The organism is Mesorhizobium sp. M7A.F.Ca.US.011.01.1.1 (assembly GCF_003998295.1).
Taxonomy (GTDB): domain Bacteria; phylum Pseudomonadota; class Alphaproteobacteria; order Rhizobiales; family Rhizobiaceae; genus Mesorhizobium.
Window position 1 is genome coordinate 11,080 of record NZ_RZRT01000026.1, and the last position, 17,704, is coordinate 28,783.

The following is a 17,704-nucleotide window of genomic DNA, read 5'->3' on the forward strand; positions in this document are numbered from 1 at the left end:
AAAGGTAAATTCGAGCGTAACAAGCCTCACGTGAACATCGGCACGATTGGCCACGTCGACCATGGCAAGACGTCGCTGACGGCGGCGATCACCAAGTATTTTGGCGAATACAAGCGCTACGACTAGATCGACGCTGCCCCTGAAGAAAAGGCGCGCGGCATCACGATCTCGACGGCACACGGCGAATACGAGACGGCTGACCGCCACTACGCTCACGTCGACTGCCCCGGCCACGCCGACTATGTGAAGAACATGATCACCGGTGCCGCGCAGATGGACGGCGCGATCCTGGTCGTGTCGGCCGCCGACGGCCCGATGCCGCAGACCCGCGAGCACATCCTGCTTGCCCGTCAGGTCGGTGTGCCGTCGATCGTGGTGTTCCTCAACAAGGTCGACCAGGTCGACGACGCCGAGCTGCTCGAACTGGTCGAGCTCGAGGTTCGCGAGCTTCTGACCAAGAACGAGTTCCCCGGCGACGACATTCCGATCGTCAAGGGTTCGGCGCTGGCTGCATTGGAAGACAGCGACAAGAAGATCGGTGAAGACGCGATCCGCGAGCTGATGGCTGCGGTTGATGCCTACATCCCGACGCCGGTTCGTCCGCTCGACAAGCCGTTCCTGATGCCGATCGAAGACGTGTTCTCGATCTCTGGCCGCGGCACGGTCGTGACCGGCCGCGTCGAGCGCGGCGTGGTCAAGGTCGGCGAGGAGCTGGAGATCATCGGCATCCGTCCGACGACCAAGACGACCTGCACGGGCGTGGAAATGTTCCGCAAGCTGCTCGATCAGGGCCAGGCCGGCGACAACATCGGCGCGCTGCTGCGCGGTGTTGATCGTGAAGGTGTCGAGCGCGGCCAGGTTCTGGCCAAGCCCGGCACGGTGAAGCCGCACAAGAAGTTCGTGGCCGAAGCCTACATCCTGACCAAGGACGAAGGTGGCCGTCACACGCCGTTCTTCACCAACTACCGTCCGCAGTTCTACTTCCGCACGACCGACGTGACCGGCATCGTGTCGCTGCCGGAAGGCACCGAGATGGTGATGCCGGGCGACAACATCACGGTCGATGTCGAGCTGATCGTGCCGATCGCCATGGAAGAGAAGCTGCGCTTCGCTATCCGTGAAGGCGGCCGCACCGTCGGTGCCGGCATCGTCGTCACCATCAAAGAGTAATCGAGCCCGGCATTTGCCGGATCGACAAGAAAAGGGCGGTCTTCGGGCCTAATGCAGTTCACTTAAGTTGGGCTGGATGAGGATCTGGTAAGACCTATCGAACAGGATGGAGATTCGTTTCCATCCTGTTCGTGTTTTGAGATGCCAGATCGCATAGGACATACAGCCGATTTGTCGGCACTTTCGGGTGCAATTGATCCGGAATGGATCGCCTTGGCGCTTGCCAGCAGCGGCAAGGCGAGCATCCGCAAGCGCAAGCTCCCCGCCGAGCAAGTTGTCTGGCTGGTGATTGCGCTTTCCTTGTATCGTCATCAGTCGATGCCTGAGGTGGTGGCCCATCTGGATCTGGTGTTGCCCGATGAGGTGAACCCGGACATTGCCAAGAGCGCCTTGACGCAGGCCCGCCAGCGCTTGGGCCAGGCGCCGCTGGCGCAGTTGTTTGCGATGAGCGCGACGTGCTGGGACGAGCGACACCAAGCCGGGCGAGGCTGGCGGGGTCTTGCGCGCTATGCCGTGGATGGCAGCACATTGCGTGTCGCCGACAGCGTGGAGAACCGCGCGCATTTTGGAGTGCAAGCCTATGCATCCGGCGCTGTTGCAAGTTATCCGCAGCTACGGCTCTTGACCCTGACGGCGCTCGCCACGCACCTGGTGCGTGATGCGGTGTTTGGGATCTACGGCAAGAATGAGATGCTCTATGCCAAGAGCTTGCTCGACCAAGTGCCGGACCAATCCCTGACGGTCTTCGACAAGGGCTTTTTCAGCGCCAGCCTGCTGCTGCAGCTTCAATCGACGGGCAAGCAACGTCATTGGCTCCTGCCGGCCAAAGGCAACAGTGCATGGCAGCGCCTGGACCAGAACGCCACCGACTATCGGGTGCGCATGAAAGTCTCGCCGCAAGCACGCGAGGCCGAGCCCGACTTGCCGACATTCTGGGAAGCTCGGGCGATCGAGACGGTCAACCGGCATGGGCAAAAGCGAATATTGCTCACCTCATTGACGGACAAGAAGGCCTATCCTGCCCAGGAGATCGTGCAGCAATACGAAGAGCGCTGGCGGATCGAAACCAGCTATCGAGAGCTGAAGCAGGAGCTTCTTGGCAGCGAATTGACGCTGCGCAGCGGCACACCGCAGACCGTTTATCAGGAAGTTTGGGGAGCCTTGCTGGCTTACAATCTGGTGCGGTTGGAAATGGCCGAGGTTGCCTCCGAAGCCGAGGTCAAGCCAACCGAATTGAGCTTCACCACAGCCCTGCACTACATTCGTCACGAATGGGGGTGGATGGCGATCGAAGCGCCAGCAAAACTACCCGCACACCTCATCCGATTAAGACAACGGCTGGGAGACCTCATCCTCCCAAAAACACGGGGGCGATCATGCCCCCGTGTCGTCAAAAAGCTACCAGCCAAATATCCTGTCAGAACACTGAAGGTGCCTAAGTGAACTGCATTAGGTCTTCGGGCCGCCCTTTTTTTGTTTGCCGGGCTATCGGCTGCCGCCCTGTCGGCCGAACCCTGTTGCAAGGCTCCGGGCCTCGACTAGTATAGGTTGCATCGAGAGGCTTTTTCCAAATGGTTCCAAGGCGGTATTTTCATCGTCGGGCATTGTGGCCGCTGGCATTGATCTGCCTGCTGGCATTGCTTGCCGCGGACCCATTAGCCTTTGCGGCGGATGCGGCGCCGGATCTTGGGCCGACGATGCGGTTCGGCATTGTCCGCAGCAACGCACCGGGGTGCGAGCCGATCTGCCCGGAATGGATATCGGCCGAGGGCTCGATAGAAGCCGGAACTCCGGCGCTCTTCAAACGCATGCTGAAGACGCTTGGCGGCCGGAAACTGCCTGTTGTCGTGGATTCTCCCGGCGGCAATGTCGAGGCGGCGCTGACGCTTGGCCGGCTGATCCGCAAGAACAAGCTCGATATCGCCATCGGCAAGACGGTGTTTTCCAGCTGCCAGCCCGATGCGAAGGGGTGCCAGGACCGTGACGCCCGCTACTTCGGCGATGTCATCGACTATGGCGCCATGTGCAATTCCGCCTGTCCTCTGATGTTTGCCGGCGGTATCAGGCGGGTGGCCGGCGAATGGGCCTATCTCGGCGTCCATCAGATCACCACGACCTACATCCGTACGAAATTGCAATACCGGACCACCTATCGCGTCGTGGGGGGCAAGAAGAAGATCCTCAACACAAAGATCGTCAGCCGCAAGAACGCCGGCAGCTACAAGACCTACGAGATGAGCAAGGCGGTGGAGAAAAAGCTGGCGGCCTACCTGGACCAGATGGGCATCGAACAAAGCATGCTCGAAACGATGAAGGGCACCCCGGCCCGCGAAATCCACCAGATCGCCCTCGACGACATGCTGGCAATGAAGCTGGTCACCAGCACGGACGCCGTAGGCCTGTTGACCGCGGCAAGCCTGTGCGAGCCCGGCCGCCTGGCCATGAATTGCCGGGAAATGCCGGGGAACAAGCCTGATGGCCTGACGGCGATCGCGGCCAAGCCTACTCCGCCAGCGATCGAAGCCGAGGCGGCGCGGCGCGATGAAGACATGCGCTTCGTCGTCGTTCGCGGCACCAATCCGCTCTGCAATCCAGACTGCCCGGAATGGATCTCGGCGGAAGGCGCGATCACCCCTCAGACCCCGCAGAAGCTGCGCCAGCTGCTCGCCATGCTCGGTAAACGGCAACTGCCTGTCGTGATCAGCTCGAGGGGAGGCGACCTGTTCAGCGCCCTGGCGGCGGGACGGCTTATCCATGAAAAGAAGCTCGACGTCGCCGTTGGCCGCACCGATTTCGTCGGCTGTGACCCAGGAGCGTGGAATTGCCTGGCCAAAGAGGGCGCCTATGCCGGGCTGAGCATCGATGCGGGCGTGGAGTGCGATTCGGCCTGCGCGCTGATACTTGCCGGCGGCATGAGGCGGCTTGTCGGTCCCCAGGCACGACTTAGCCTCTACCCGATGAGGCAAAAGCAGATGGTCAAGGCCTATCTCGAGGAGATGGCGATCGGTCCCGCCCTGTTCGCGGCGATCGAGCGGCGCTCCGTCGAGCGCCGGCTGGAACCCGGAATGATGCTGAAGGTCGGACTGACGACGAGCCTGCAATCGGTCGACGCGCTGACCGGTGCCACCATTTGCCAGGCAGTGCCAAGACCCGAGAATTGCCGCATCCGGCCTTCAGCCAATGCCGAGGCCGATGCGCCGGCCAAATTGTAGACCGCGGCGAAGTCACGAACTGGCCATGGAGGCAGGTTGAGACACTTCCGATTGTTCCGCTATCGTCGCTGCTGGCGGCGCCAGACAGGCGGAGGATCGAGAATGAGCCAGGATATCCCGACACTCTACGAATGGGCCGGCGGCAGCGAGGCCCTGAACCGGCTGACCCAGACTTTCTATGACAAGGTGGCGCAGGACCCGATCGTCGGACCGGTGTTCAAGACCATGTCGCCGGATCATCCCGCCCATGTCGCGGCCTTCATCGGCGAGGTTTTCGGCGGACCGAAAACCTACAGCGAGCAGTTCGGCGGCCACCGCGAGATGGTCATGCACCATCTGGGCAAGCATCTGAGCGAGGAGCAGCGCCGGCGCTGGATCAGCCTCCTGGCCGATGCAGCCGACGCGGTCGGCCTGCCTGACGATCCCGAATTCCGTTCGGCCTTCATGGGCTATGTCGAATGGGGATCGCGTCTGGCCAAGATGAACTCCAACCTCGGCGAGACATGCGATCCCGAAACGGAACCGATGCCGGCCTGGGGCTGGGGCGTGCCGGGCGGCCCCTATCGGCCACAGGAGCCAAAGTAACTTCCCGCCGAACGGGCTGGTCGTCAGCTGTCCCGATTCTGGCGCAGGGGATTAAGGCACGTTTGCTTGCGAACCGCTCTTTACAGAGCGTGCGGAAGCTTTTAGGAAGCGCCGTCTGCGCCGACATGCGCACGATACGGGCATAGCTCAGTTGGTAGAGCGGCGGTCTCCAAAACCGCAGGTCGTAGGTTCGAGCCCTGCTGCCCGTGCCATTTCCCAAAATGGCGTTTCAAAACGATATTTCCATGGTCTGGCCTTTGAAAATCGGCGACCCGCTTGCCATATAGGGTCGATTGGGGCATAAGAGCGCCATAGCCGGGACGGAACGACTGGATGGTTCCGAGGCGGTGTTTGGTCATAAAGCGGAGACTTGCCACTTGCGTGGATCAAGAATCGGTTTTATGTAGACGAAACAGACACGCGACGCGTGGGGCTGGGAAACCGGCTTTACGCGTCTGATTTGCATGGGCGAAATGATTGCGCTGATTCGGCGCGAAATTCGCTCAGGCGGCACGTCCCGGCCAGCGGGATCATCCAGGAGACCCGGCCAACGGGTCTTGAAGACAGAGCGGCATATGGCTTCGAAAACCACAAATCCTTTCGTCTTTCTCCAGCAGGTCCGCGCGGAGACCGCCAAGGTGACTTGGCCGTCGCGGCGCGAGACGATGATCTCGACGGTGATGGTTCTGGCCTTCGCAGTGATCGCGATGATCTTTTTCTTCACCGCCGATCAGCTCATGGGCCTTGCGGTCGAACAGATTCTGGGCATCGGACGCTAAGTCCGGCGATTACGGAGAAGTCTTGAAATGACCGCGCGCTGGTACATCGTCCACGCCTATTCGAACTTTGAAAAGAAGGTCGCCGAGGATATCGAGAACAAGGCCAAGCAGAAGGGCCTGTCCGCCGATATCCATCAGATCGTGGTTCCGACCGAGAAGGTCGTCGAAGTCCGTCGCGGCCGCAAGGTCGATGCCGAGCGCAAGTTCTTCCCGGGCTATGTGCTGCTGAAGGCCAACCTGACCGATGCGGTGTTCTCGCTGGTCAAGAACACGCCGAAGGTCACCGGCTTCCTGGGCGACTCCAAGCCGGTGCCGATCACCGAGGCGGAAGCGCAGCGCATCCTGAACCAGGTGCAGGAAGGCGTCGAGCGGCCCAAGCCCTCGGTCACGTTCGAGATCGGCGAAGCGATCCGCGTTTCGGATGGTCCCTTCGCGTCGTTCAACGGTTTCGTCCAGGAAGTGGACGAGGAGCGGGCGCGGCTCAAGGTGGAAGTTTCGATCTTCGGGCGCGCCGTGCCTGTCGATCTGGAATTCGGACAGGTCGAAAAGGGCTGATCCGAAATCCCTGTCGCCGGTTTGGCGATCAGGGGAGGCGGCGCGGAAGCGCGGCCTGAGAACGGTGGGAGACGAATGCGGCTTTAGCCGGCCGCATGGATCGCACCACCAGACTGCAACCGCCAGGTTTCCCAGATAGTGGGCCGGCATAGACAAAGGCAGGAAAAGAGATGGCTAAGAAAATTGCAGGCCAGCTCAAGCTCCAGGTGAAAGCGGGATCGGCTACGCCGTCTCCCCCGATCGGCCCGGCGCTTGGTCAGCGTGGCATCAACATCATGGAATTCTGCAAGGCGTTCAACGCGCAGACCCAGGAAATGGAAAAGGGATCGCCGGTTCCGGTCGTCATCACCTACTATCAGGACAAGTCCTTCACCTTCGTCATGAAGACGGCGCCGGTGAGCTACTTCCTGAAGAAGGCGGCAAACCTGACGTCTGGTTCCAAGGAGCCGGGCAAGGTCAAGGCTGGTACGGTTTCGCGTGAAAAGGTCCGCGAGATCGCCACTGCCAAGATGAAGGATCTGAACGCAAACGACGTCGAAGCGGCCATGCGCATGGTCGAGGGCTCCGCCCGCTCGATGGGTCTGGAAGTGGTGGGCTAAGATCATGGCAAAGATTGCAAAGCGTGTATCGAAGACCCGCGAAGGCATCGATCCCAACAAGGCTTATGCCCTGGGTGATGCGCTGAAGCTGCTCAAGGACCGTTCCTCGGTGAAGTTCGATGAGACCATCGAAGTCGCCATGAACCTCGGCGTCGACCCGCGCCATGCCGACCAGATGGTCCGCGGCGTGGTCAACCTGCCGAACGGCACCGGCCGCTCGGTGCGTGTCGCCGTGTTCGCCCGTGGCGACAAGGCCGACGAAGCGCGCGCCGCCGGCGCCGACATCGTTGGTGCCGAGGATCTGGTCGACATCGTCCAGAAGGGCACGATCGATTTCGATCGCTGCATCGCCACGCCGGACATGATGCCGCTGGTCGGCCGTCTGGGCAAAGTGCTCGGCCCGCGCGGCATGATGCCGAACCCGAAGGTCGGCACCGTCACCACCGACGTTGCCGCCGCCGTCAAGGCATCCAAGGGCGGCGCCGTCGAGTTCCGTGTCGAGAAGGCTGGCATCGTCCATGCCGGCGTCGGCAAGGTCTCGTTCGACGTCAAGGCTCTGGAAGAGAACATCCGCGCCTTCGCCGATGCGGTGACCAAGGCAAAGCCGACTGGCGCCAAGGGCAACTACGTCAAGAAGGTGTCTGTCACCTCGACGATGGGCCCGGGCCTCAAGCTCGACGTCTCGACACTCGTGGCGTCCTGATAAGTTTTGATCGAGATCGGCCGGTAAACGGCTGATCTGCAAAGAATTCCGGGCCTCCGACCTAGTTGGCGGCCCGGTGCCGGAAGTCGAAAGGCTTCCGGACATCCTGTCCGAGATTGCAGGCGGCCCAGAAGCCTTAATTCGATTTGGGCCTGCATGAGACGGGTGAAGACCGGACAACGGAGCGATTGCTCCAATGAAAGGTTCGAACCGTGTTTGCCTTTTGTCTGCGCATCGCCGGCTTGACTGTCGATGTGGCGAAAGGGGGCAGGATCCTCGAGCGTCGTTCGGGAGATCCGTTACTGGATGGCCCGGCCGACAAAAGGCAACCCGACGCCTGTCCTCGTCAATGGGATGTTCCCGTTAACAGGATTGGGGTCAACTGGAGATAGGCAGTGGACAGAGCGGAAAAACGCGAACTCGTCACGGGCCTGAACGGTGCGTTCTCGAACGCAGGTTCAGTGGTCGTGGCCCACTACGCCGGTATCACCGTCGCGCAAATGAACGACCTTCGGTCGAAAATGCGCGCCGCCGGTGGCACCGTCAAAGTCGCGAAGAACCGTCTCGCCAAAATCGCTCTTCAGGGCACGGACTCCGCATCGATCATCGAGCTGTTCAAGGGACAGACGCTGATTGCTTATTCGGAGGATCCGATTGCGGCGCCGAAGGTCGCGTCCGATTTCGCCAAGGGAAATGACAAGCTCGTCATTCTCGGCGGCGCAATGGGCACCACCTCGCTCAATGCCGACGGTGTGAAGGCACTCGCCACACTTCCGTCGCTCGATGAGCTGCGCGCCAGGCTGGTTGGCATGATCGCCACGCCGGCAACCCGGATCGCCCAGATCGTCAATGCGCCAGCGGCCTCGGTCGCGCGCGTCATCGGCGCTTACGCCCGGAAGGACGAGGCGGCATGAGGCCGTTCCTCGCTATCACAAACACACGTTCGAACCTTATGAAGGAACACAACAATGGCTGATCTCGCAAAGATCGTAGACGACCTTTCGAAGCTGACCGTCCTCGAGGCGGCCGAGCTGTCGAAGCTTCTGGAAGAAAAGTGGGGCGTTTCCGCCGCTGCTCCGGTGGCTGTTGCCGCCGCTGGTGGTGGTGCGGCCGCAGCTGCTCCGGTCGAGGAAAAGACGGAATTCGACGTCGTCCTCACCGAGGCAGGCGCTCAGAAGATCAACGTCATCAAGGAAGTCCGCGCCATCACCGGTCTTGGCCTCAAGGAAGCCAAGGATCTGGTCGAAGCGGCTCCGAAGCCGGTCAAGGAAGCCGTTTCCAAGGCCGACGCTGACAAGTTCAAGGCCCAGCTGGAAGCAGCCGGCGCCAAGGTCGAACTGAAGTAAGCGTAAAAGCGGCGGGCGGCCTCGCGCCGTCCGCCACTCCCTTCGCCCGAAGGGAGAGCGCGTAACGCGAGATCTACGAGAACCTCTTTCCTGAGGGCCGAAAACCGGCCTTCAGGAAACGGGTTTTCTCCCGTTCTAACCGGCCGCCGACAGGCGTCGGGAAAACAGACAGAGGGTTGCCGCCAAGGTGGCCCAGCATGCAAGGCGAGCCGCGGCGAGGCTCGTCCCGAGTTTAGAGCTAAGGAGCGACGATGGCCCAGACCCAGACTTTCAATGGCCGCAGACGCGTACGCAAGTTCTTCGGAAAGATTCCGGAAGTTGCGGAGATGCCGAACCTGATCGAGGTTCAGAAGGCATCCTATGACCAGTTCCTGATGGTGGCGGAGCCCAAGGGTGGGCGTCCGGACGAGGGACTGCAGGCCGTTTTCAAGTCGGTCTTCCCGATCTCCGACTTTTCCGGCTCCTCGATGCTGGAGTTCGTGAAGTATGAGTTCGAAGGACCGAAATTCGACGTTGACGAATGCCGTCAGCGCGACCTCACCTATGCTGCGCCGCTGAAGGTGACGCTGCGCCTTATCGTGTTCGATATCGACGAGGATACCGGCGCCAAGTCCATCAAGGACATCAAGGAGCAGGACGTCTACATGGGCGACATGCCGCTCATGACGCTCAACGGCACCTTCATCGTCAACGGCACCGAGCGCGTCATCGTTTCGCAGATGCACCGTTCGCCGGGCGTTTTCTTCGACCATGACAAGGGCAAGTCGCACTCGTCGGGCAAGCTTCTGTTTGCCGCGCGCGTCATTCCCTATCGTGGCTCGTGGCTCGATATCGAGTTCGATTCCAAGGACGTCGTGCACGCCCGCATCGATCGCCGCCGCAAGATTCCGGTGACGTCGCTGCTGATGGCGCTCGGCATGGACGGCGAAGAGATCCTGTCGACCTTCTACAACAAGATCACCTACAAGCGCGCCGGCGACCATTGGCGCATTCCGTTCAACGTCGAGCGTTTCCGCGGCCTCAAGGCCGTCGGCGACCTGGTCGATGCCGATACCGGCGAAGTCGTCGTCGAAGCCGGCAAGAAGATCACCGCACGCCAGGCTCGGGCGCTTGGCGAAAAGGGTCTCAAGGCGATCAAGGCGACCGACGAGGACCTGCTCGGCAACTATCTGGCCGAGGACATCGTCAACTACGCCACCGGCGAGATCTTCCTCGAGGCCGGCGACGAGATCGACGAGAAGACGCTGAAGGTTCTGCTCGGCACCGGCGAAGACGAGATCAAGGTTCTCGACATCGACCACGTCAATGTCGGCGCTTATATCCGCAACACGCTCAACGTCGACAAGAACGAGAGCCGCCAGGACGCGCTGTTCGACATCTATCGTGTCATGCGCCCCGGCGAGCCGCCGACGCTCGAAACCGCCGAAGCCATGTTCAACTCGCTGTTCTTCGACAGTGAGCGCTACGATCTGTCGGCCGTCGGCCGCGTCAAGATGAACATGCGCCTCGAACTCAAGGCCGAGGACACCGTGCGTGTGCTGCGCAAGGACGACATCCTGGCCGTGGTCAGGACGCTGGTCGAACTGCGCGATGGCAAGGGCGAGATCGACGACATCGACAATCTCGGCAACCGCCGCGTGCGTTCGGTCGGCGAGCTGATGGAAAACCAGTACCGCGTCGGCCTGCTGCGCATGGAGCGCGCGATCAAGGAGCGTATGTCCTCGATCGAGATCGACACGGTCATGCCGCAGGACCTGATCAACGCCAAGCCGGCGGCTGCCGCCGTGCGCGAGTTCTTCGGTTCCTCGCAGCTGTCGCAGTTCATGGATCAGACCAACCCGCTGTCGGAGATCACCCACAAGCGCCGCCTTTCGGCACTTGGACCGGGCGGTCTGACCCGCGAGCGCGCCGGCTTCGAGGTACGCGACGTGCACCCGACGCATTACGGCCGTATCTGCCCGATCGAGACGCCGGAAGGCCCGAATATCGGTCTGATCAACTCGTTGGCCACCTTCGCACGCGTCAACAAGTACGGCTTCATCGAGAGCCCGTACCGCAAGATCGTCGACGGCAAGCTGACCAATGACGTCGTCTATCTCTCGGCGATGGAAGAGGCCAAGCACCACGTCGCGCAGGCCAACGCCGAGCTCGACAAGAACGGTGGTTTCGTCGACGAATTCGTCATTTGCCGCAGTGCCGGCGAAGTGATGATGGCGCCGCGCGAAAACGTCGATCTGATGGACGTGTCGCCCAAGCAGATGGTGTCGGTGGCCGCGGCCCTGATCCCGTTCCTGGAAAACGACGACGCCAACCGCGCTCTGATGGGCTCGAACATGCAGCGTCAGGCCGTGCCGCTGGTGCGCGCCGAGGCGCCGTTCGTCGGCACCGGTATGGAGCCGATCGTCGCCCGTGACTCGGGCGCCGCCATCGGCGCCCGCCGCGGCGGCATCGTCGACCAGGTGGATGCGACGCGTATCGTTATCCGCGCCACCGAAGATCTCGATCCGGGCAAGTCCGGCGTCGATATCTACCGGCTGATGAAGTTCCAGCGCTCGAACCAGAACACCTGCATCAACCAGCGTCCGCTGGTTCGCATGGGTGACCGGGTCAACAAGGGCGACATCATCGCCGACGGTCCGTCGACCGAGCTCGGCGATCTGGCGCTCGGCCGCAACGTGCTGGTCGCGTTCATGCCGTGGAACGGCTACAACTACGAGGACTCGATCCTCCTGTCCGAACGCATCGTCGCCGATGACGTCTTCACCTCGATCCACATCGAGGAGTTCGAAGTCATGGCGCGCGATACCAAGCTCGGGCCGGAGGAAATCACGCGCGATATCCCGAACGTCTCGGAAGAAGCGCTGAAGAACCTCGACGAAGCCGGCATCGTCTACATCGGTGCGGAAGTTCAGCCGGGCGACATCCTGGTCGGCAAGATCACGCCGAAGGGCGAAAGCCCGATGACGCCGGAAGAGAAGCTTCTGCGCGCCATCTTCGGCGAAAAGGCATCCGATGTGCGCGACACCTCGATGCGCATGCCTCCGGGCACTTTCGGCACCGTCGTCGAGGTGCGCGTGTTCAATCGCCACGGTGTGGAGAAGGACGAGCGCGCCATGGCGATCGAGCGCGAGGAGATCGAACGCCTCGCCAAGGACCGCGACGACGAGCAGGCCATTCTGGACCGTAACGTCTACGCGCGTCTTTCCGACGTGCTCGTCGGCAAGGAAGCGATCGCCGGACCGAAGGGCTTCAAGAAGGGCTCGACGCTGTCCAAGGATACGCTCGACGAGTATCCGCGTTCGCAGTGGTGGCAGTTTGCCGTGGAGAACGAAAAGCTCCAGAGCGAACTCGAAGCCCTGCGTGGCCAGTACGACGATTCCAAGAAGGCGCTCGAACAGCGCTTCATGGACAAGGTCGAGAAGGTCCAGCGCGGCGACGAAATGCCTCCGGGCGTCATGAAGATGGTCAAGGTCTTCGTGGCCGTGAAGCGCAAGATGCAGCCCGGCGACAAGATGGCCGGCCGTCACGGCAACAAGGGTGTCGTGTCACGGATCGTTCCGGTCGAGGACATGCCTTTCCTCGAGGACGGCACGCATGCCGATATCGTGCTCAACCCGCTGGGTGTGCCGAGCCGCATGAATGTCGGCCAGATCCTGGAAACGCATCTGGGCTGGGCATGCGCGGGCATGGGCAGGAAGATCGGCGAGCTGATCGACACGTACAAGGCAGCCGGCGACATCAAGCCGCTGCGCAAGACGCTCGAGAGCTTCATCCCGGCCAACGACCGCAACGAGCCGGTTCGTGACTATGACGACGAGAGCATCGTTCGCCTCAGCGAGCAGATGCGCCGCGGCGTCTCGATCGCGACCCCGGTGTTCGACGGCGCGCACGAGGCTGACATCAACATCATGCTGGAGCAGGCGGGCCTGCACACCAGCGGTCAGTCGCAGCTCTATGACGGACGCACCGGCGAGCCGTTCGATCGCAAGGTGACGATGGGCTACATATATATGCTCAAGCTTCACCATCTCGTGGACGACAAGATCCACGCGCGTTCGATCGGTCCGTACTCGCTCGTCACCCAGCAGCCGCTGGGCGGCAAGGCGCAGTTCGGTGGCCAGCGCTTCGGCGAGATGGAGGTCTGGGCGCTCGAAGCATACGGCGCCGCCTACACGCTGCAGGAAATGCTGACGGTGAAGTCCGACGACGTCGCCGGCCGTACCAAGGTCTACGAGGCGATCGTCAGAGGCGACGACACCTTCGAGGCCGGTATCCCCGAGAGCTTCAACGTTCTCGTCAAGGAAATGCGGTCTCTCGGCCTCAATGTCGAGCTGGAGAACACCAAGCTCGACGACAACCCTGTCCGGCTGCCCGACGCGGCCGAGTAAACAAGACGCTCGGTCGCGGAAATCGCGACCGAGCGCACCAAATTCTTCGGCCGGTGGCCGACACACGACGGCGGGCGTTTGGCTCGCGACTAGATGCAAGGGGTCTTCGAGGATCCCGAAAAGGAGAACGGCATGAACCAAGAGGTCATGAATCTCTTCAATCCGCAGGCGCCTGCGCAGGTGTTCGATTCCATCCGGATATCGCTTGCCAGCCCTGAGAAGATTCTGTCCTGGTCTTTCGGCGAGATCAAGAAGCCGGAGACCATCAACTACCGCACCTTCAAGCCGGAGCGTGACGGTCTGTTCTGCGCGCGCATTTTTGGCCCGATCAAGGACTATGAGTGCCTGTGCGGCAAGTACAAGCGCATGAAGTACAAGGGCGTCATCTGCGAGAAGTGCGGCGTCGAAGTCACGCTGTCGCGCGTTCGCCGCGAGCGCATGGGCCATATCGAACTGGCGGCACCGGTCGCCCATATCTGGTTCCTGAAGTCGCTGCCGTCGCGCATCGGCACGCTGCTCGACATGACCCTGAAGGACATCGAGCGCGTCCTCTACTTCGAGAACTACATCGTCACTGAACCTGGCCTCACCGCGCTGAAGGAGCACCAGCTGCTCAGCGAGGAAGAGTACATGATCGCCGTCGACGAGTATGGCGAGGATTCGTTCACCGCCATGATCGGCGCCGAGGCCATTCATGACCTCCTGGCCGGCATGGACCTGGAGAAGATCGCCGGCGACCTGCGTTCGGAACTGGCTTCGACCACCTCCGAGCTGAAGCAGAAGAAGTATCTGAAGCGGCTCAAGGTCGTCGAGAACTTCATGGAATCCGGCAACCGTCCGGAATGGATGATCATGAAGGTGGTCCCGGTGATCCCGCCGGACCTGCGTCCGCTCGTCCCGCTGGACGGCGGCCGCTTCGCCACGTCGGATCTGAACGACCTCTATCGCCGCGTCATCAACCGCAACAACCGTCTGAAGCGGCTGATCGAGCTGCGCGCCCCCGGCATCATCGTGCGCAATGAAAAGCGCATGCTGCAGGAAGCCGTCGATGCGCTGTTCGACAACGGCCGTCGCGGCCGCGTCATCACCGGCGCCAACAAGCGTCCGCTGAAGTCGCTGTCCGACATGCTCAAGGGCAAGCAGGGCCGGTTCCGTCAGAACCTGCTCGGCAAGCGCGTCGACTATTCCGGCCGCTCGGTCATCGTGACCGGTCCGGAGCTCAAGCTGCACCAGTGCGGCCTGCCGAAGAAGATGGCGCTCGAACTGTTCAAGCCCTTCATCTACGCCCGTCTCGACGCCAAGGGTTACTCCTCGACCGTCAAGCAGGCGAAGAAGCTGGTCGAAAAGGAGCGTCCGGAAGTCTGGGATATCCTCGACGAGGTCATCCGCGAGCATCCGGTGCTGCTGAATCGTGCACCGACGCTGCACCGTCTCGGCATCCAGGCGTTCGAGCCGATCCTGATCGAAGGCAAGGCGATCCAGCTGCACCCGCTGGTCTGCACGGCCTTCAACGCCGACTTCGACGGCGACCAGATGGCCGTTCACGTGCCGCTGTCGCTGGAAGCGCAGCTTGAAGCCCGCGTGCTGATGATGTCGACCAACAACATCCTGCACCCGGCTTCCGGCGCGCCGATCATCGTGCCGTCGCAGGACATGGTTCTGGGTCTCTACTATCTCTCGATCGTCAACCAGAACGAGCCGGGCGAGGGCATGGTGTTTGCCGACATGGGCGAACTCCAGCACGCGCTCGAGACCAAGGCGGTGACGCTGCACTCCAAGATCAAGGGTCGTTTCCGCACGGTCGACGCCGAAGGCAAGGTCGTGTCGAAGATCCATGACACCACGCCTGGCCGCATGATCATCGGCGAGCTTCTGCCGAAGAACGTCAACGTGCCTTACGAGACCGCCAACCAGGAGATGACCAAGAAGAACATCTCCAAGATGATCGACACCGTCTACCGCCATTGCGGTCAGAAGGAGACGGTCATTTTCTGCGATCGCATCATGGCGCTCGGCTTCAGCCATGCCTGCCGTGCCGGCATTTCGTTCGGCAAGGACGACATGCTGATCCCGGATGCCAAGATCAAGCTGGTCTCCGACACCGAGGCTTTGGCCAAGGAATACGAGCAGCAGTACAATGACGGTCTGATCACGCAGGGCGAGAAGTACAACAAGGTCGTCGACGCCTGGGCCAAGTGCTCGGAAAAGGTCGCCGACGAGATGATGGCCCGCATCAAGGCGGTCGAGTTCGAGGACAATGGCCGTCAGAAGCCGATGAACTCGATCTACATGATGTCGCACTCCGGTGCGCGTGGCTCGCCCACCCAGATGCGTCAGCTTGCCGGCATGCGCGGCCTTATGGCCAAGCCGTCGGGTGAAATCATCGAGACGCCGATCATCTCGAACTTCAAGGAAGGCCTGACCGTGCTCGAGTACTTCAACTCGACCCACGGCGCCCGCAAGGGCCTGGCCGACACCGCCTTGAAGACGGCGAACTCGGGTTACCTCACCCGTCGTCTGGTCGACGTGGCGCAGGACTGCATCGTCAACTCCGTCGACTGCGGCACCGACAAGGGCCTCACCATGCAGCCGATCGTCGATGCCGGTCAGGTCGTCGCTTCGGTCGGCCAGCGCGTGCTGGGCCGTACGTCGCTCGACGACATCACCCATCCGGTGTCGGGCGAGATCCTGGTCAAGGCCGGAACGCTGATGGACGAGCGTGACGTGGAACAGATCGAAAAGGCCGGCGTCCAGTCGGTCCGCATCCGCTCGGCACTGACTTGCGAAGTCAGGGTTGGCGTCTGCGCGGTCTGCTACGGTCGCGATCTGGCCCGCGGCACCCCGGTCAACCAGGGTGAAGCCGTCGGCGTCATCGCGGCGCAGTCGATCGGCGAGCCGGGCACCCAGCTCACCATGCGTACCTTCCACATGGGCGGTACCGCGCAGGTCGTGGACAGCTCGTTCCTTGAAGCCTCGTATGAGGGCAAGGTCGAGATCCGCAACCGCAACGTGGTGCGCAACTCCGACGGCCAGCAGATGGTCATGGGCCGCAACATGGCGGTGCTGATCCTCGACGAAGCCGGCAAGGAGCGCGCCTCGCACCGTCTCACCTATGGTTCGCGCATCTTCGTGGACGATGGTGACAAGGTGAAGCGCGGCCAGCGTATCGCCGAGTGGGATCCCTATACCCGTCCAGTCCTCACCGAAATCGAGGGCAGGGTGTCGTACGAGGATCTGGTCGACGGCATTTCCGTTCAGGAAACGGCCGACGAGTCGACCGGCATCACCAAGCGTGAGGTCATCGACTGGCGCTCGACGCCACGCGGTAACGACCTGAAGCCGGCGATCGCGATCCAGGACGCCAAGGGCAAGGTCGGCAAGCTGTCGAAGGGCGGCGACGCCCGCTTCCTGCTCTCGGTCGAGGCCATTCTTTCGGTCGAGCCGGGCTCGCAGGTTCGCCCCGGCGACGTGCTGGCGCGTATTCCGATGGAAAGCGCCAAGACCAAGGACATCACCGGCGGTCTGCCGCGTGTTGCCGAACTGTTCGAGGCACGTCGCCCGAAGGATCACGCCATCATCGCCGAGATCGACGGCACGATCCGCTTCGGTCGCGACTACAAGAACAAGCGTCGCATCATCATCGAGCCGCATGACTCGACGCTTGAGCCGGTCGAATACCTGATCCCGAAGGGCAAGCCGTTCCATCTCCAGGACGGCGACGTCATCGAGAAGGGCGACTACATCCTCGACGGCAATCCGGCGCCGCACGACATCCTGGCGATCAAGGGCGTGGAGGCACTTGCTTCCTACCTCGTCAACGAGATCCAGGAAGTCTATCGTCTGCAGGGCGTGTCGATCAACGACAAGCACATCGAGGTCATCGTTCGCCAGATGCTGCAGAAGGTCGAGATCACGGTGCAGGGCGACTCGACCTACATTCCGGGCGATCATGTCGACGTGATCGAGCTGGAAGAGGTCAACGAGCGTCTGGTCGAGGACGGCAAGAAGCCGGCCGAAGGCCTGCCGGTGCTGCTCGGCATCACCAAGGCATCGCTGCAGACGCCGTCCTTCATCTCGGCCGCCTCCTTCCAGGAGACGACCCGAGTGCTGACGGAAGCTGCTGTTGCCGGCAAGACCGACATGCTGCAGGGCTTGAAGGAAAACGTCATCGTCGGCCGGCTGATCCCGGCCGGTACCGGCGGCACGATGAGCCAGATCCGGCGCATCGCTACCTCGCGCGACGAACTGATCATCGACGAGCGCCGCAAGGCCTCGGGTGTGGAAGTCGCCGAGCCGATGCTGGCCGACATGACAACCGCCGCGCAGTAAGCGGACGGAAAGAGAAGACGAAAAGGGGCCGAATGGCC

11 protein-coding genes, 1 tRNA gene and 1 pseudogene are annotated in these 17,704 nt (G+C 61.8%); all 13 read left to right on the plus strand.

The genetic code is table 11. The features are described from left to right. Positions 1–1,170 (plus strand): annotated as a pseudogene (gene tuf / locus EOA13_RS21695) (elongation factor Tu); the annotation flags it as partial. A gap of 171 nt (positions 1,171–1,341) precedes the next feature. Further along, on the plus strand, positions 1,342–2,613 hold the full coding sequence (locus tag EOA13_RS21700) for an IS4 family transposase (RefSeq protein ID WP_206535305.1): 1,272 nt from the start codon (positions 1,342–1,344) through the stop codon (positions 2,611–2,613). A gap of 128 nt (positions 2,614–2,741) precedes the next feature. Continuing rightward, positions 2,742–4,382, plus strand: coding sequence for a hypothetical protein (locus EOA13_RS21705; RefSeq protein ID WP_127295763.1), 1,641 nt, complete (start codon positions 2,742–2,744; stop codon positions 4,380–4,382). Between the two features lie 102 nt (positions 4,383–4,484). Further along, positions 4,485–4,967 (plus strand): group II truncated hemoglobin, encoded by a 483-nt coding sequence (locus tag EOA13_RS21710; protein ID WP_127295765.1) that lies wholly within the window; start codon positions 4,485–4,487, stop codon positions 4,965–4,967. Positions 4,968–5,103: 136 nt separating this feature from the next. Beyond that, positions 5,104–5,179 (plus strand) — tRNA-Trp (locus EOA13_RS21715). A gap of 363 nt (positions 5,180–5,542) precedes the next feature. Next, complete coding sequence (gene secE, locus EOA13_RS21720) at positions 5,543–5,746, plus strand: preprotein translocase subunit SecE (RefSeq protein ID WP_013531408.1); 204 nt, start codon at positions 5,543–5,545, stop codon at positions 5,744–5,746. A gap of 27 nt (positions 5,747–5,773) precedes the next feature. Next, positions 5,774–6,301, plus strand: a complete 528-nt coding sequence (gene nusG / locus EOA13_RS21725; protein WP_013531409.1) for a transcription termination/antitermination protein NusG — start codon at positions 5,774–5,776, stop codon at positions 6,299–6,301. A gap of 170 nt (positions 6,302–6,471) precedes the next feature. Further along, entirely contained in the window at positions 6,472–6,900 is a 429-nt protein-coding gene (gene rplK, locus EOA13_RS21730) for a 50S ribosomal protein L11 (protein ID WP_056590915.1), read from the plus strand. Positions 6,901–6,904: 4 nt separating this feature from the next. Continuing rightward, complete coding sequence (gene rplA / locus EOA13_RS21735) at positions 6,905–7,603, plus strand: 50S ribosomal protein L1 (protein ID WP_127295767.1); 699 nt, start codon at positions 6,905–6,907, stop codon at positions 7,601–7,603. Positions 7,604–7,998: 395 nt separating this feature from the next. After that, entirely contained in the window at positions 7,999–8,517 is a 519-nt protein-coding gene (gene rplJ / locus EOA13_RS21740) for a 50S ribosomal protein L10 (RefSeq protein ID WP_013531412.1), read from the plus strand. A gap of 54 nt (positions 8,518–8,571) precedes the next feature. Further along, the gene (rplL, locus tag EOA13_RS21745; RefSeq protein ID WP_027038853.1) at positions 8,572–8,949 is read left to right on the plus strand and encodes a 50S ribosomal protein L7/L12; all 378 of its coding nucleotides are present in this window, start codon (positions 8,572–8,574) and stop codon (positions 8,947–8,949) included. 251 nt (positions 8,950–9,200) lie between these two features. Beyond that, positions 9,201–13,337, plus strand: coding sequence for a DNA-directed RNA polymerase subunit beta (gene rpoB / locus EOA13_RS21750; protein WP_127295769.1), 4,137 nt, complete (start codon positions 9,201–9,203; stop codon positions 13,335–13,337). 132 nt (positions 13,338–13,469) lie between these two features. Continuing rightward, positions 13,470–17,666, plus strand: coding sequence for a DNA-directed RNA polymerase subunit beta' (gene rpoC, locus EOA13_RS21755; protein WP_024505639.1), 4,197 nt, complete (start codon positions 13,470–13,472; stop codon positions 17,664–17,666). Positions 17,667–17,704 lie beyond the last annotated feature (38 nt).

What these genes read in the sequence shown, in the direction of transcription:
- rplA (WP_127295767.1), top strand. Translation starts at nt 6,905, where the DNA reads ATGGCAAAGATTGCAAAGCGTGTATCGAAGACCCGCGAAGGCATCGAT.
- rplL (WP_027038853.1), top strand. Translation starts at nt 8,572, where the DNA reads ATGGCTGATCTCGCAAAGATCGTAGACGACCTTTCGAAGCTGACCGTC.
- nusG (WP_013531409.1), top strand. Translation starts at nt 5,774, where the DNA reads ATGACCGCGCGCTGGTACATCGTCCACGCCTATTCGAACTTTGAAAAG.
- rpoC (WP_024505639.1), top strand. Translation starts at nt 13,470, where the DNA reads ATGAACCAAGAGGTCATGAATCTCTTCAATCCGCAGGCGCCTGCGCAG.
- rplK (WP_056590915.1), top strand. Translation starts at nt 6,472, where the DNA reads ATGGCTAAGAAAATTGCAGGCCAGCTCAAGCTCCAGGTGAAAGCGGGA.
- EOA13_RS21705 (WP_127295763.1), top strand. Translation starts at nt 2,742, where the DNA reads ATGGTTCCAAGGCGGTATTTTCATCGTCGGGCATTGTGGCCGCTGGCA.
- secE (WP_013531408.1), top strand. Translation starts at nt 5,543, where the DNA reads ATGGCTTCGAAAACCACAAATCCTTTCGTCTTTCTCCAGCAGGTCCGC.
- EOA13_RS21710 (WP_127295765.1), top strand. Translation starts at nt 4,485, where the DNA reads ATGAGCCAGGATATCCCGACACTCTACGAATGGGCCGGCGGCAGCGAG.
- rpoB (WP_127295769.1), top strand. Translation starts at nt 9,201, where the DNA reads ATGGCCCAGACCCAGACTTTCAATGGCCGCAGACGCGTACGCAAGTTC.